The following is a 13189-nucleotide window of genomic DNA, read 5'->3' on the forward strand; positions in this document are numbered from 1 at the left end:
GGGCGTCACCTGCGCCGGTCGTCGCGTGGGCGGAACAGGTCACCGAGTTCGAGGTCGCCGTCGAAGAAGCGGCCGACGATGAAGCCGATGGCGCCGAGGGCGGCGACCAGCAGAAAGGCACCGAAGCCGCCGAAGTAGCCGGCGAACCCCAGTCCCATGCCGGCCAGCAGGCCGGCAACCGCCATGCTCATGCGGGTCCTCTCGGCTAGTGGAGCCTGGATTCCGGCTCGTCGTCTTCCTCGTCGGGCAGCTTGACGTCGCTGACCGCGATGTTGACCTCGACGACCTCCAGGCCCGTCATGCGCTCGACCGCCGAGATGACGTTCTCGCGTACGGCCCGGGCCACGTCGCGGATCGACACGCCGTAGTCGACGACGATCTCCAGGTCGAGAGCCGTCTGGACCTCGCCGACCTCCGCCTTGACGCCCCGGGACACGGAGGCTTTCGTCCCGCCGGGAACGCGGTCGCGGACGGCTCCGAAGGTGCGGGAGAGGCCGGTGCCGCTGCCCATCGCGTGGACGCCGACCACCTCGCGGGCGGCCAGTCCGGCGATCTTCTCGACCACCCCGTCGGCGATGCTGGTGCGGCCCCGCTCGGCCGGGTCCCGGTGGGAACCCCCTGCTGTGGATTCGGTCATCGTGTGTCCCTTCGCGCTTGCGGACTCCCGACCACGGTAAGCGCGAAGCGGCCCCGGCGCGCCGTGGACTGGGCCGATCGGTCCGCCCCCGGCCGCCGGCCCGCCGCGGCGCCGACCGCCGGGCCGACCGGGTCGGCGGGAGGGGCGATCCCGCACGTGCAGACGGGGCCCGGTCCCCCCGCGCGCACGGCGCCGGTGCGCGGGGGGTCCGGGCCCCGTCGGGGCGTGGAGGGGTTCGGGATCAGTCGGAGAGCCCCGCCAGGTCACGCAGACGACGTGCCTGGGCAGCGCGCTCCGCGGTGCGCTGGGCGTCGTACGGCCGGGCCGTGGCCTCCCGGAGCAGGGCCTTGGTCTCGATGACCGCGTCCCGCGGCGGGGCCAGGAGCGCGGTGGTCAGATCCTTGACGGTCGCGTCGAGCTCGTCGACGGCGACCACCAGGTTCGCGAGGCCCACCCGCTCGGCCTCCTCGGCGTGCACGGAACGCCCCGTCGCGCAGATCTCCAGCGCGCGGGCGTAGCCGACGAGCGAGGTCAGCGGCTGGGTGCCGGCCAGGTCGGGCACCAGTCCCAGGCTGGTCTCGCGCATGGCGAACTGGACGTCGTCCGCCACCACCCGCAGGTCGCACGCGAGCGCGAGCTGGAAGCCGGCGCCGATCGCGTGCCCCTGCACGGCGGCGACGGAGATGATGTCGTTGCGCCGCCACCAGGTGAATGCCTCCTGGTACTCGGCGATGGTGCTGTCGAGCAGTTCGTCCGAACCGCGCGCCAGATCGAGGAAGGACGGCTCACCCTCGAAGCCTTCAGGGGTGAACGCCTGACGGTCGAGCCCTGCGGAGAAGGACTTGCCTTCGCCGCGCAGCACGACGACCCGAACGGTGCCCGGCAGCGACCGTCCGGCCTCCGTCAACGCCCGCCAGAGCGCGGGGGATTGAGCGTTTCGCTTGGCCGGATTGGTCAATGTCACCGTGGCGACCGTGTCGTCGACGGTGAGCCGTACGCCGTCCTTGTCGAGCAGAGCCATGTCGGTGCCCTCCGGTGTGTAGTCGGCCGCGAGCCCGGCCTAAGTGACTGCACAGTAACCACCCAGCCGACCACATGACCGACCGGGGGGTCACCGAAGGAACCGTCAAAGCCTCGGAACCGTTTGAGCAGATCGTCAAACGTCACGCATGGAGCTGTGGAGCGTCTCCGGCCGGATCAGGCCGAGGCCGCCTTCTTGCCGCGCGTCGCGCCACCGCGACCACGCAGCACGACTCCGGACTCACTGAGCATCCGATGGACGAATCCGTACGACCGACCGGTTTCCTCGGCCAGCGCCCGGATACTCGCACCGGAGTCATATTTCTTCTTCAGGTCTGCCGCGAGCTTGTCGCGCGCGGCGCCGGTTACCCGGCTGCCCTTCTTCAGAGTCTCGGCCACCCGTGCCTCCTCATGGGAAGTGCGCTCTGGACTTCTCATGATCACCCCTCCCACGCTTCCTGGCCACCCATTCAGCAAGGTCGGTGCGACGGCATTTCTCAAGGACTGGACACGGCAGCAGAACGGAATCTCCTCTTCCGATGCATGACCTCCGTCACATTCCTTCACCTCTGAGGGGAATCAGCAGGTCAGAAGGGCGCTGCGGAAATGGCGACGGCTCCGGCCGCGTACCCGAGCGGGTACGGCCGGAGCCGTCGAACACCGTGCGAGGGGATGAGACCGCCTCACTCAGATGATGGATCACACGTGGGCCGAATGATCCATAAGGAACTGGATCAACGAACCGGAGCCCCTCGGCGGGCCCGCGACACGCCGATCAGGCGAGGGCGACCAGGTCCCGGTAGTCCGGACCCCACAGGTCCTCGACCCCGTCCGGCAGCAGGATGATCCGCTCCGGTTCCAGGGCCTCGACGGCGCCCTCGTCGTGCGTGACGAGGATGACGGCGCCCTTGTACGTGCGCAGCGCGCCCAGGATCTCCTCGCGGCTGGCCGGGTCCAGGTTGTTCGTGGGCTCGTCGAGGAGCAGCACGTTCGCGGAGGAGACGACCAGCGTCGCCAGGGCCAGCCGGGTCTTCTCGCCACCGGAGAGCACGCCCGCGGGCTTGTCCACGTCGTCGCCGGAGAACAGGAACGAGCCGAGCGTCTTGCGGACGGCGACCAGGTCCAGGTCGGGGGCGGAGGAGCGCATGTTCTCCAGGACCGTGCGCTCCGGGTCCAGGGTCTCGTGCTCCTGGGCGTAGTAGCCCAGCTTGAGGCCGTGACCGGGGACGACCGTGCCGGTGTCCGGCTTCTCGGTGCCCGACAGCAGGCGCAGCAGCGTGGTCTTGCCGGCGCCGTTGAGACCGAGGATGACCACGCGGGAACCCTTGTCGATGGCCAGGTCGACGTCGGTGAAGATCTCCAGGGACCCGTAGGACTTCGACAGGCCCTCGGCGGTGAGCGGGGTCTTGCCGCAGGGCGCCGGGTCCGGGAAGCGGAGCTTGGCGACCTTGTCGGAGACGCGGACGGCGTCGAGACCCGCGAGCAGCCGGTCGGCGCGCTTGGCCATGTTCTGCGCGGCGACGGTCTTGGTGGCCTTGGCGCGCATCTTGTCGGCCTGCGAGTTCAGGGCCGCGGCCTTCTTCTCGGCGTTCTGGCGCTCGCGCTTGCGGCGCTTCTCGTCGGCCTCGCGCTGCTGCTGGTAGAGCTTCCAGCCCATGTTGTAGACGTCGATCTGGGAGCGGTTCGCGTCCAGGTAGAAGACCTTGTTGACGACGGTCTCGACCAGGTCGACGTCGTGGGAGATCACGATGAAGCCGCCGCGGTAGGTCTTCAGGTAGTCGCGCAGCCAGACGATGGAGTCGGCGTCGAGGTGGTTCGTGGGCTCGTCGAGGAGCAGGGTGTCGGCGTCCGAGAAGAGGATGCGGGCCAGCTCGACGCGGCGGCGCTGGCCACCGGAGAGGGTGTGGAGCGGCTGGCCGAGGACCCGGTCGGGCAGGCCGAGGGCGGCCGAGATGGTGGCGGCCTCCGCCTCGGCGGCGTACCCGCCCTTGGTCAGGAACTCGGTCTCCTGGCGCTCGTACTGCTTCATCGCCTTGTCGCGGGTGCCTCCGGAGCCGGTGGCGATGCGCTCCTCGTTCATCCGCATCTTCTTGATCAGCACGTCGAGGCCGCGCGCGGAGAGGATCCGGTCGCGGGCGAGTACGTCGAGGTCGCCGGTGCGCGGGTCCTGCGGCAGGTAGCCGACCTCACCGGATCGGGTGATCGTGCCGCCGGCGGGCTGGCCCTCGCCCGCGAGGCACTTGGTGAGGGTGGTCTTGCCCGCCCCGTTGCGGCCGACCAGACCGATGCGGTCGCCCTTGGCGACGCGGAAGGAGGCGGACTCGATGAGGATGCGGGCGCCGGCGCGCAGCTCGATGCCGGTGGCGGTGATCACGGAAATACTCCAGGGCGGTGGGGACGGCGGAAGGGGGGCAGGACGCGCGGGACTCCGACGCCGCTAATCCGCGAGGAGATTTGCCATGGAGACATTCTAACGGGGGCGCGCAACCACTTTTCGGGCCGCCCGGCATCGATCACACCGGGCGGCGACCCCTCCCCCGTGTACCCCGTTCGGCGCAGGGCCCACGCCGATGACCCGGGGCGCGTATCAGGATGAAGGGGTTGATACTCGCCGCAGGGGCGGACACGAGGAATCGAGGGCGGTGCGGCATGCAGTTCGACGACGACGCCAATCTGGACACGTCCGAGGTCAAGGACGTGCGGGGCAGCCGCATCCCCGGCGGGAAGGCCACGGTCGGCGGCGGCATCGTCGGTTTGATCGCACTGGTCATGGGGTTGCTCTTCGGCGTGGGCCCCGAACAGCTGGGGCTGACCGAGGGCAACCCCGAGCCGGTGGCCACCTCCTCTTCCGCGAGCCAGGTGCAGCAGGCCTGCCGCACGGGACAGGACGCGAACACCCGTGAGGACTGCCGGCTCGTCGCTGTGGTGAACAGCACCCAGGACTTCTGGAAGCAGGAGTTCCGAAAGCGCGGGGGCCAGTACAGCCCGGCCTCGACGGTGTTCTTCACCGGCCGGGTGAACACGGCGTGCGGCGCGGCCACCTCCGCGGTCGGCCCCTTCTACTGCCCCTCCGATCGACAGGTCTACCTGGACCTCGGCTTCTTCGAGGAGCTGCGGACGAAGTTCGGTGCGAGCGGCGGCCCCTTCGCCCAGGCCTACGTCGTCGCCCACGAGTACGGGCACCACATCCAGAACCTGACCGGCACCCTCCAGCGGGCCCAGGACGGCCGGCAGGGCGCGAACAGCAACGCGGTCAAGGTCGAACTACAGGCGGACTGCTACGCGGGGGTGTGGGCGCACAACGCCACGCGCACCCCGGACGAGTCCACCGGGCGCCCGCTGATCACGAAGCTGACCGACGAGGACATCAAGGACGGTCTGGACGCGGCGGCGGCGGTCGGCGACGACCGGATCCAGGAGAAGTTCCAGGGGCGGGTCACCCCCGAGTCGTGGACGCACGGCAGCGCCGAGCAGCGCCGGCAGTGGTTCTACCAGGGCTACCGGACCGGCGACATGGCCCAGTGCAACACCTTCCGCTGACTGTCGGTGGCGCCTGCCATGCTGTGCCGTGGGTCACATGCCGGTGGTGACAGGTCGTCGGTCACGGACCCGTCCAGGCACGCAGGCGCACTGCACGAGAGGGAGTGATCGTCATGGCAGGTGTTCCGTCCGTCTACCCGACTCTGCTCTACCGCGACGCCAAGACCGCGATCCGACTGCTGACGGAGGCGTTCGGGTTCACGCGGGTCGCGGTGTACGAGGGCGAGGACGGGGCCGTGATGCACGCGGAACTGTCCTACGGCAACGGCGCGGTGATGCTCGGCAGCAAGGGCCGCGGCGGACAGTTCGACAAGGTCATGGCGGAAGCCGGGCCGACCGGGGTGTACGTGGTCGTCGACGACGTGGACGCCCACCACCGCAGAGCGGTCGAGCACGGGGTGGAGATCCTGATGGCGCCCACCGACCAGGACTACGGATCGCGCGACTACATGGCGCGCGACGCCGAGGGGAACGTCTGGAGCTTCGGAACGTACGCGCCGCAGATCTGACCCTGCGGCGCGTCCCTCGGCGCGTCTTTGCCGTACGCGGGCTACGCCCCGCCGGTGTGCACCTGGAAGGCGGCCCGCCGGACCGCCTTGGCCAGGGCGGGGTCCGGGTGGGCCGCGGCCAGCGCGACCAGGACCTGCACGGTGCGGGGGTGGCCGACGGCGCGGACCTCGTCCAGCAGTCGCGGGACCGTGGTGCGGACCGCCGAGTCGAGGTGGCGGGCCAGCAGTTCGGCCTCGCCGTGGTCGGCGATGGCCGCCGCCGTGTCCACCCAGAGCCAGGTCGACTCCTCGGCAGTGAGCACGTCCTGCGCCTCGTCCGGGTCCACTCCGTCGTGCTCGGCGAGCCAGAGCAGGGCGTACGGGCGCAGCGCGGGTTCCCGTACGGCGGCGCGCACGTCGGGCTCGGCGGGGGCGCCGACCACGCGCAGGGCCTCGAAGGCGAGTCCGCGCGTCAGGGCGTCCTCGCCTCGGGCGGCCTGGAGGAGTTCACCGATGGCGTGGCCGACGGGCCGGGCGGCGAGCCAGGCCCGGTACTCGGCGCGGGCGGGTCCGGGGGTGAGGCGGGCGCAGCCGTGCAGCATCGCGGCGGCGGACTGTTCGATGTTCCCGGCGGGGCTCTGTGCGGCGACGCAGATCTGTTCCAGCTTGACCCAGACGGCCCAGCTGCCCAGCGGCGTGAGGGCCGCCTGCGCGGGGCCGAGGGTGACGGCGTCCACGGCGGCGAGGCCGCCGAGCGCCCAGCGCAGCAGCCGGGCGAGCGGAACGGGCTGCGCGGGGGCGCCCTGCGCGGGGAGGACCGCCTGCGCGGTGGTCGCGCCGGCCGTCGCCCCGTCCGGGTCGCCGTTCACGCAGGTCCCGTAGGGCACTTCGCAGCGCTCGTCGCGCAGTTCGGTGACGCGTTGGCCGAGCAGGTCCAGCAGGTCCGGGACGGTCACCGGGCCGGCGGACAGCTGGAGCAGCGAGAGCAGTTGGGGCATGGCCTCGACCACTTCCGCGACGACGGCGGGGGCGATGTCGGCGGGGGCCGGGTGCACGAGGGACCAGGCGTCGAAGAGGGCGACCCAACCGCGCAGCACGGCCGTGTCGTCGCGGTCCCAGGCGCGCAGTCGCCAGCCCGGTCGGGCGTGGCCGCCGTGCACCTCGACGAGGCCGGAGAGTCTGGAGCGGTCCCAGCCGACCCTGATCTGGCCGTGGGTCAGGTTCAGCTCCGCCGCGGCCCGTTCGACGTCGGCGGTCGACAGCCCCGCCGCCGGTGCGGGCCGGCCGCCGTCGCCCGCCCCGAGGTGCAGCTCGGCCCAGCGGGCCAACCGCACCGCGTCGGCGAGGGAGGCTCGGGCCCTGTTCGCCAGGTCGGCCGTGGCCGGTGTGCCCGCCGGAGGCCGGGGGGCGGGTCGGGTCCTTCGGTCGGTCACCGCCTTGCGGGCCGCGGCCACGGAACGCGGGGAGACGAGTCGGAGTCTGGAGTCGCGAGCCAACTGCTCATCAGGCTTTCGGGACGTCACGGAAGCAGTCTCGCCCGTCACTGGCCGAAAGCCCAAACGGAAGCGGTCGTTACCGCCGGCCGCCGGGGGGATGGAACAGAACAAACCGCCCTTCGCGTCCCGTCCGGCACCCGCCCGTCACATGAGGGGGGTGAGGAAGCGGCGCAACGCCTCCTCGTAGCCGGCGGGGTCGGCGTTCCACATCGCGCCGTGCGGGGCGTCGGGAACGGTGCGCAGGGTGACGAGGTCGGGTCGGGCGGCGGCGAGTCGGCGGGACGGCTCCCACGGGGCGAGCCTGTCGTCCGGGCCGTGGAAGATCAGGACGGGGACGCGCAGCGCGTCGGGGTCCGCTCCGGGGGCGCGCCGGTCGGCCCGCAGTCCGGCGCGGCCCTCGGCGGCCCGGACGACGAGCGGGATCAGCGGCGCGGGGGTGCGGCGGGCGGCGGCCAGGCCCCGCAGGGTGGCGTGCCAGTCGAGCACCGGGGAGTCGAGCACCAGCCCCGAGATCCGTCCGGCCAGCGCCGACCGCTCGACGGCGCGCAGGGCCATGGCGGCCCCCGTGGACCAGCCGTGCAGGATGACCCGGCGGGCGCCGTAGCGGAGGGCGTAGCGGATGGCCGCGTCCAGGTCCCGCCATTCGGATTCGCCGAGGTGGCCGAGGCCGTCCGGGGAGGCGGGGGCGCCGAGGTCGCCGCGGTAGGCGAGGTCGAGGACGGGGAGGTGGTGGCGGTGCAGGAAGGGCATGACCACCATCGGGTGTTCCCGGGTGCCGCCGAGGCCGTGCACGGTGATCACCCAGGTGTCCCGGGCCGCGGGGACGAACCAGGCGGGCAGCGGGCCGAGCTCGCCGGGGACGTCCACGTCGGCGTGGTCGAGCCCGAGGGCGGTGCGCGGGTTGCCCAGGTGGACCTGGGGGGTGAGGGTGACCCGGGTTCCGGGTTCGAGGCTGCCGTGGGTGACGGCGACGAGCCGCCGGACGACGGTGTCCGGGGCGTGCGCGACGTCGGCGACGATCGGGCCGACCACCGCGTGCACCCCGGGCGCGTCCAGTCCGTACGTACCGGGGCGCAGGGAGGCGAGCGAGCGGGTCAGGGTGATCCGGTCGGCGGTGGTGGAGTGGACGCTGAGCCGGGGGCCGCCGGGGAGCGGGCGGCCGGGTTCGGGTCGCAGGGCCGCGTCGGCGGCGTACCGACCGGCGGCGACGGCGGCAGCGCCGGCGCCGATCAGGGTCGTGGTGACGGCCGCTGCCGTCGTCGTGGCGGTTCGCACCGCTCCAGTCTCGGCGCGGGAGGGCGGACGGGCCACCGGAGGGGATGCCCCCGCTTCGTCGGCAGGGGAACCGGAACCGGGACCGGAACGCGGCCACCGGGACGGGTGCGGGAGTGATGTAGGTCTCTTCGGGGGTCGCCCGAGGGGCGTCCGATCGGCCGAAGGGCCCGCGCGTGACGGCGCGTTCACCCCGCCCTGACGTGCATTAATCGATATATCTACGAATGAATCGGGAAATACGATCCGATCGAGCCTCGGCTTGATCCACCACCCGGCCCCATCCAGTTCATCTTCCGTTCACTCAGGTTGCCTACGGTCGCCGAACCACTGACGTCAAACAGAAGCCTGGGTAAATGGAGCACATAACGCTTCTCCTCGGGATCGTGGTCATCACCGCTCTCGTGTTCGACTTCACGAACGGTTTCCACGACACGGCCAACGCGATGGCCACCACCATCTCGACCGGCGCCCTCAAGCCCAAGACGGCGGTCGCCATGTCCGCCGTGCTGAACCTGGTCGGCGCCTTCCTGTCGGTGGAGGTCGCCAAGACGATCTCCAGCGGACTCGTCAACGAGAGCGGCATCCAGCCCGAAGTGATCTTCGCGGCGCTCGTCGGCGCGATCCTCTGGAACCTGGTGACCTGGCTGGTCGGTCTGCCCTCCAGCTCCTCGCACGCCCTCATGGGCGGCCTGATCGGTGCGGCCGTCGCCTCGGCCGGTCTCGACGCCGTCAACGGCGGCGTGATCGTCACCAAGGTGCTGCTGCCCGCCATCGCCGCGCCGCTGGTTGCCGGCGCCGCCGCGATGCTGGCCACGAAGCTCTCGTACAAGGTCGGCAAGAACCTCGGCGAGAAGACCTCGGCCAAGGGCTTCCGGGCCGGTCAGATCACCTCCGCGGGCCTCGTCTCGCTGGCGCACGGCACCAACGACGCGCAGAAGACGATGGGCATCATCACCCTGGCGCTCGTCGCCGGGAACGCCCTGCCCGCCGGGTCCAACCCGCCGGTCTGGGTCATCGTCTCCGCCGGTCTCGCCATCGCGATGGGCACCTACCTGGGCGGCTGGCGCATCATCCGCACCATGGGCACCGGCCTGACCGACCTGCAGCCGCAGCAGGGCTTCGCCGCCCAGACCTCGGCCGCCAGCGTCATCCTGGCCTCCTCGAACCTCGGCTTCTCCCTCTCCACCACCCACTCGTGCTCCGGTGCGGTCATGGGCGCGGGGCTGGGTCGCAAGGGCGGTGTGGTCCGCTGGTCCACCGCCACCCGGATGTTCATCGCCTGGGGCCTGACCCTGCCGGCCGCCGCCCTGGTCGCCGCCGGCGCCGAGCTGGTCATGCGCACCGGTGACATCGGCGTCGCCGCCGTCGCGGTCTTCCTCGTCGCGTCCTGCTTCGCGATCTGGGTCATCTCGCGCCGCCAGGTCGTCGACCACCACAACGTCAACGCCGCGGAGCCCGCCGGCTCCGAGGCCGCGACCGAGGAGCCCGGCGTGGTCACCACGGCCATCGCGGCCGTCACCGTCCCGCCGACCCAGGCCGCCGCGGCCTCGATCGCCGCGGACGACGACCTCCGGGCCACCATCCCGGCCGCCGCCGCGCCCGCGGCCCCGACGACCCCGTCGGCTCCGGCCGCCGCGGTCTGACCCCCGAGAACGACAGAGGAATCCGCAGTATGAAGATCGACTGGGCAGCACTCGGCTCCGTCTTCGGGGTCAGCCTCTCCGCCACCGTCGCCCTCGTGGCCCTCTTCACCCTGGGCCTGGTCGGCCTGTCCAAGCACGAGTCCGCCACCGAGCAGGGCGGGGCCGCGACCCTGGCCCGCAGCGGCGCCTACGCGTGCTTCGCGCTCTGCGCGGTGGCCGTGACCTTCGGGATCTACCTGATCGTCAGCTGACGTCGCACGTCCGAAAGCTCCCTCCGAGTCCGTCCCGGGGGGAGCTTTCGCATGCCGTCGCCCCCCACTCACCGCAGGTCAACGGCAAGTTGACGGGCGTTCCTGGGCCGTGGTGGACTGCCCGAGCCAATACGGCGGCATGGAGAGGAAGTCCGGTGCGAATCCGGCGCGGTCCCGCCACTGTCACCGGGGCGCACGTCGCCCGTGCGCCCCGGGAGCCAGGAACTCTCGCCGCCGGACACGTCGAACCAGGGCGCGGACCCTGAGTGAGGACATACCTGCCACCATGCGTGCCGATCGCGTTTTCGCGTACGGCGTCACGGCGGGCCTGATCGGCGACCGGATCCTCGGGGATCCGCGCCGCGGGCACCCCGTGGCCGCCTTCGGAAGAGCCGCCGCCTCCGTCGAACGCGCCCTGTGGCGCGACGACCGGGCCCGCGGGGTCGCGCACGCCCTGGTGTGCGTGGGGGGTGCGGCAGCGCTCGGTGCGCTGGGCTCACGCGCCGTGCGCTCCCGGCCCGCGGCCGCCCGTGTCGCCCTCACCGCCGTCGCGACCTGGGCCGTCGTCGGCGGCACCTCCCTCGGACGGGAGGCCCGTGCCATCGGCGGGGCGCTCCGCGCCGGGGACACCGAGGTGGCCCGTGAACGACTGCCGCACCTGTGCGGGCGCGATCCGCAGGCCCTGGACGATCAGCAGATGGCCCGCGCGGTCGTGGAGTCCGTCGCCGAGAACACCTCCGACGCGGTGGTCGGGGCCCTGGTCTGGGGAGCCGTCGCCGGCGTGCCCGGACTGCTGGCCTTCCGCGCGGTGAACACGCTGGACGCGATGGTGGGCCACAGGTCGCCCCGCCACCTGCGCTACGGCTGGGCATCCGCCCGGCTCGACGACCTGGCCGGCTGGCCGGGGGCCCGGTTGACGGCGCTGGCCGCGGTACTGGCCGGCCCCGACCGGCGGGGAGCCGTGCGGGCCTGGCGCGCCGACGCCGCCGCGCACCCGAGCCCGAACGCGGGCCCGGTGGAGGCCTCCTTCGCCGGCGCGCTGGGCGTACGGCTGGGCGGCACCCTCGCGTACGGGGGCCGGGTCGAGCACCGGGCCGTGCTGAACGGCGCCGCGGGCAGGCCGGTGGAGGTCGCGGACATCGAACGGGCCGTACGGCTGTCGCGTCGGGTGACGTGGGTGGCGCTGGCCTCGTGTGTGGCACTGCGGTGTGCGGTGTCGCGTCGATTCGGGAAGGGACGCGCGTGACGGGCACCAGGCGGGGAGGCGGCCTGTTGGTCGCCGGGACGACCTCGGACGCGGGCAAGAGCGTGGTCACGGCGGGCATCTGTCGCTGGCTGGCCCGCCGGGGCGTCAAGGTGGCGCCGTTCAAGGCCCAGAACATGTCGTTGAACTCCTTCGTGACGCGGGAGGGCGCCGAGATCGGGCGGGCCCAGGCCATGCAGGCCCAGGCCGCCCGCGTGGAGCCCACGGCGCTGATGAACCCGGTGCTGCTCAAGCCCGGCGGCGACCAGAGCAGCCAGGTGGTGCTGCTGGGCAGGCCGGTCGGCGAGATGAGCGCGCGGGGGTTCTTCGGGGAGCCCGGGGCGTCTTCCCCCGGCGGGGCACTGCGCGGGGGGCGCCGGGAACAGCTCCTCGCGGTCGTCACGGACTGCCTGGAGCAGCTCCGGGGCACGTATGACGCCGTGATCTGCGAGGGGGCGGGCAGTCCGGCCGAGATCAACCTGCGCCGGACCGACATCGTGAACATGGGCATCGCGCGGGCCGCGCGCTTCCCCGTGGTCGTGGTCGGGGACATCGACCGGGGCGGGGTCTTCGCGTCGTTCTTCGGGACCACGGCGCTGCTGTCGCCCGAGGACCAGTCGCTGATCGCGGGCTACCTGGTGAACAAGTTCCGCGGCGACGTGTCGTTGCTGGAGCCGGGCATGGAGATGCTGCGCGGGCTGACCGGGCGGGCCACGTACGGGGTGCTGCCGTTCCGGCACGGGCTGGGCATCGACGAGGAGGACGGCCTGCGGGTCTCGCTGCGGGGCGCGGTGCGCGAGTCCGCGGTGGCCCCGCCGGTGGGCGCGGACGTGCTGCGCGTCGCGGTGTGCGCGGTCCCGCTGATGTCGAACTTCACGGACGTCGACGCGCTCGCGGCGGAGCCCGGGGTGGTGGTCCGGTTCGTGGACCGGGCCGAGGAGCTGACCGACGCCGACCTGGTCGTCGTACCGGGCACCCGCGGCACGGTGAAGGCGTTGGCGTGGCTGCGGGAGCGCGGGCTCGCCGACGCGCTGGCCGCGCGGGCGGCCGAGGGGCGGCCGGTTCTGGGGATCTGCGGCGGGTTCCAGGTGCTCGGCGAGCACATCGAGGACGAGGTGGAGTCCCGGGCGGGCTCCGTCGACGGTCTCGGCCTGCTGCCGGTGCGCGTCCGCTTCGCGCGGGAGAAGACCCTGGCACGTCCCGTGGGCTCCGCGCTGGGCGAGGAGGTCTCGGGGTACGAGATCCACCACGGGGTGGCCGAGGTGCTGGGCGGGACCCCGTTCCTGGACGGCTGCCGGGTCGGCGAGGTGTGGGGAACCCACTGGCACGGCTCGCTGGAGTCGGACGGCTTCCGCCGGGCCTTCCTGCGTGAGGTGGCGGCCGCGGCCGGGCGGCGTTTCGTCCCGGCGCCGGACACCTCGTTCGGCGTGCTGCGCGAGGAACAGCTCGACCTGCTGGGCGACCTGATCGAGGAACACGCCGACACCGACGCGCTGCTGCGGCTGATCGAGGGCGGCGCCCCGGCGGGCCTTCCCTTCCTGCCGCCGGGCGCCCCGTGAGGGCCGCGGGCCGCGGCCCTGCCGCACATCCGACGGG

Annotated in this window: 13 protein-coding genes and 1 riboswitch; of the genes, 6 read left to right on the forward strand and 7 right to left on the reverse strand. The window is 72.6% G+C overall.

Annotated elements, in window-relative coordinates; genetic code table 11:
• Positions 1 to 5 precede the first annotated feature (5 nt).
• From ACQEVM_RS25620 to ACQEVM_RS25640, 5 genes are all read right to left on the reverse strand, one after another.
• A complete protein-coding gene (locus ACQEVM_RS25620; RefSeq protein WP_351376267.1) occupies positions 6 to 191 on the reverse strand; it encodes a hypothetical protein in 186 nt (61 codons plus the stop codon).
• A 14-nt stretch (positions 192 to 205) separates the two neighbouring features.
• Positions 206 to 637: an Asp23/Gls24 family envelope stress response protein gene (locus tag ACQEVM_RS25625; protein WP_433082783.1), complete on the reverse strand. Its 432-nt coding sequence runs from the start codon at positions 635 to 637 to the stop codon at positions 206 to 208.
• A gap of 241 nt (positions 638 to 878) precedes the next feature.
• Positions 879 to 1658, reverse strand: coding sequence for an enoyl-CoA hydratase/isomerase family protein (locus ACQEVM_RS25630; RefSeq protein ID WP_433082785.1), 780 nt, complete (start codon positions 1656 to 1658; stop codon positions 879 to 881).
• Positions 1659 to 1834: 176 nt separating this feature from the next.
• Positions 1835 to 2056: a helix-turn-helix domain-containing protein gene (locus ACQEVM_RS25635; protein ID WP_005319113.1), complete on the reverse strand. Its 222-nt coding sequence runs from the start codon at positions 2054 to 2056 to the stop codon at positions 1835 to 1837.
• A gap of 376 nt (positions 2057 to 2432) precedes the next feature.
• A complete protein-coding gene (locus ACQEVM_RS25640) occupies positions 2433 to 4031 on the reverse strand; it encodes an ABC-F family ATP-binding cassette domain-containing protein (protein WP_266972086.1) in 1599 nt (532 codons plus the stop codon).
• A 275-nt stretch (positions 4032 to 4306) separates the two neighbouring features.
• Between ACQEVM_RS25640 and ypfJ the strand changes: the two genes are divergently transcribed.
• A complete protein-coding gene (gene ypfJ / locus ACQEVM_RS25645) occupies positions 4307 to 5197 on the forward strand; it encodes a KPN_02809 family neutral zinc metallopeptidase (protein WP_433082788.1) in 891 nt (296 codons plus the stop codon).
• A gap of 113 nt (positions 5198 to 5310) precedes the next feature.
• Entirely contained in the window at positions 5311 to 5706 is a 396-nt protein-coding gene (locus ACQEVM_RS25650; protein ID WP_433082790.1) for a VOC family protein, read from the forward strand.
• A gap of 41 nt (positions 5707 to 5747) precedes the next feature.
• Here ACQEVM_RS25650 and ACQEVM_RS25655 read toward each other — a convergent pair whose 3' ends face one another.
• Both ACQEVM_RS25655 and ACQEVM_RS25660 read right to left on the reverse strand, forming a co-directional pair.
• The gene (locus ACQEVM_RS25655; RefSeq protein WP_433082792.1) at positions 5748 to 7208 is read right to left on the reverse strand and encodes a hypothetical protein; all 1461 of its coding nucleotides are present in this window, start codon (positions 7206 to 7208) and stop codon (positions 5748 to 5750) included.
• A 117-nt stretch (positions 7209 to 7325) separates the two neighbouring features.
• Positions 7326 to 8456 carry an alpha/beta hydrolase family protein gene (locus ACQEVM_RS25660; RefSeq protein WP_433082794.1) on the reverse strand — a complete coding sequence of 377 codons (1131 nt, stop codon included), beginning with the start codon at positions 8454 to 8456 and terminating at the stop codon, positions 7326 to 7328.
• Between the two features lie 353 nt (positions 8457 to 8809).
• Here ACQEVM_RS25660 and ACQEVM_RS25665 point away from each other — a divergent pair, with 353 nt between their 5' ends.
• From ACQEVM_RS25665 to ACQEVM_RS25680, 4 genes are all read left to right on the forward strand, one after another.
• A complete protein-coding gene (locus ACQEVM_RS25665; protein WP_433082796.1) occupies positions 8810 to 10099 on the forward strand; it encodes an anion permease in 1290 nt (429 codons plus the stop codon).
• A gap of 29 nt (positions 10100 to 10128) precedes the next feature.
• A complete protein-coding gene (locus ACQEVM_RS25670; RefSeq protein WP_433082797.1) occupies positions 10129 to 10350 on the forward strand; it encodes a hypothetical protein in 222 nt (73 codons plus the stop codon).
• Positions 10351 to 10494: 144 nt separating this feature from the next.
• Positions 10495 to 10578, forward strand: a riboswitch (cobalamin riboswitch).
• Between the two features lie 58 nt (positions 10579 to 10636).
• The gene (locus ACQEVM_RS25675) at positions 10637 to 11596 is read left to right on the forward strand and encodes a cobalamin biosynthesis protein (protein ID WP_433082799.1); all 960 of its coding nucleotides are present in this window, start codon (positions 10637 to 10639) and stop codon (positions 11594 to 11596) included.
• Positions 11593 to 13152: a cobyric acid synthase gene (locus ACQEVM_RS25680; protein ID WP_433082801.1), complete on the forward strand. Its 1560-nt coding sequence runs from the start codon at positions 11593 to 11595 to the stop codon at positions 13150 to 13152. Before ACQEVM_RS25675 ends, ACQEVM_RS25680 begins: the two co-directional genes overlap by 4 nt.
• Positions 13153 to 13189: the final 37 nt, after the last annotated feature.

This window comes from Streptomyces sp. CA-243310, assembly GCF_050936775.1.
Lineage (GTDB): Bacteria > Actinomycetota > Actinomycetes > Streptomycetales > Streptomycetaceae > Streptomyces.

Bases quoted from the DNA above. Each gene is read 5' to 3' on its own strand.
- ACQEVM_RS25665 (WP_433082796.1), top strand. From the start codon at position 8,810: ATGGAGCACATAACGCTTCTCCTCGGGATCGTGGTCATCACCGCTCTC.
- ACQEVM_RS25625 (WP_433082783.1), bottom strand. From the start codon at position 637: ATGACCGAATCCACAGCAGGGGGTTCCCACCGGGACCCGGCCGAGCGG.
- ACQEVM_RS25675 (WP_433082799.1), top strand. From the start codon at position 10,637: ATGCGTGCCGATCGCGTTTTCGCGTACGGCGTCACGGCGGGCCTGATC.
- ypfJ (WP_433082788.1), top strand. From the start codon at position 4,307: ATGCAGTTCGACGACGACGCCAATCTGGACACGTCCGAGGTCAAGGAC.
- ACQEVM_RS25670 (WP_433082797.1), top strand. From the start codon at position 10,129: ATGAAGATCGACTGGGCAGCACTCGGCTCCGTCTTCGGGGTCAGCCTC.
- ACQEVM_RS25620 (WP_351376267.1), bottom strand. From the start codon at position 191: ATGAGCATGGCGGTTGCCGGCCTGCTGGCCGGCATGGGACTGGGGTTC.
- ACQEVM_RS25630 (WP_433082785.1), bottom strand. From the start codon at position 1,658: ATGGCTCTGCTCGACAAGGACGGCGTACGGCTCACCGTCGACGACACG.
- ACQEVM_RS25650 (WP_433082790.1), top strand. From the start codon at position 5,311: ATGGCAGGTGTTCCGTCCGTCTACCCGACTCTGCTCTACCGCGACGCC.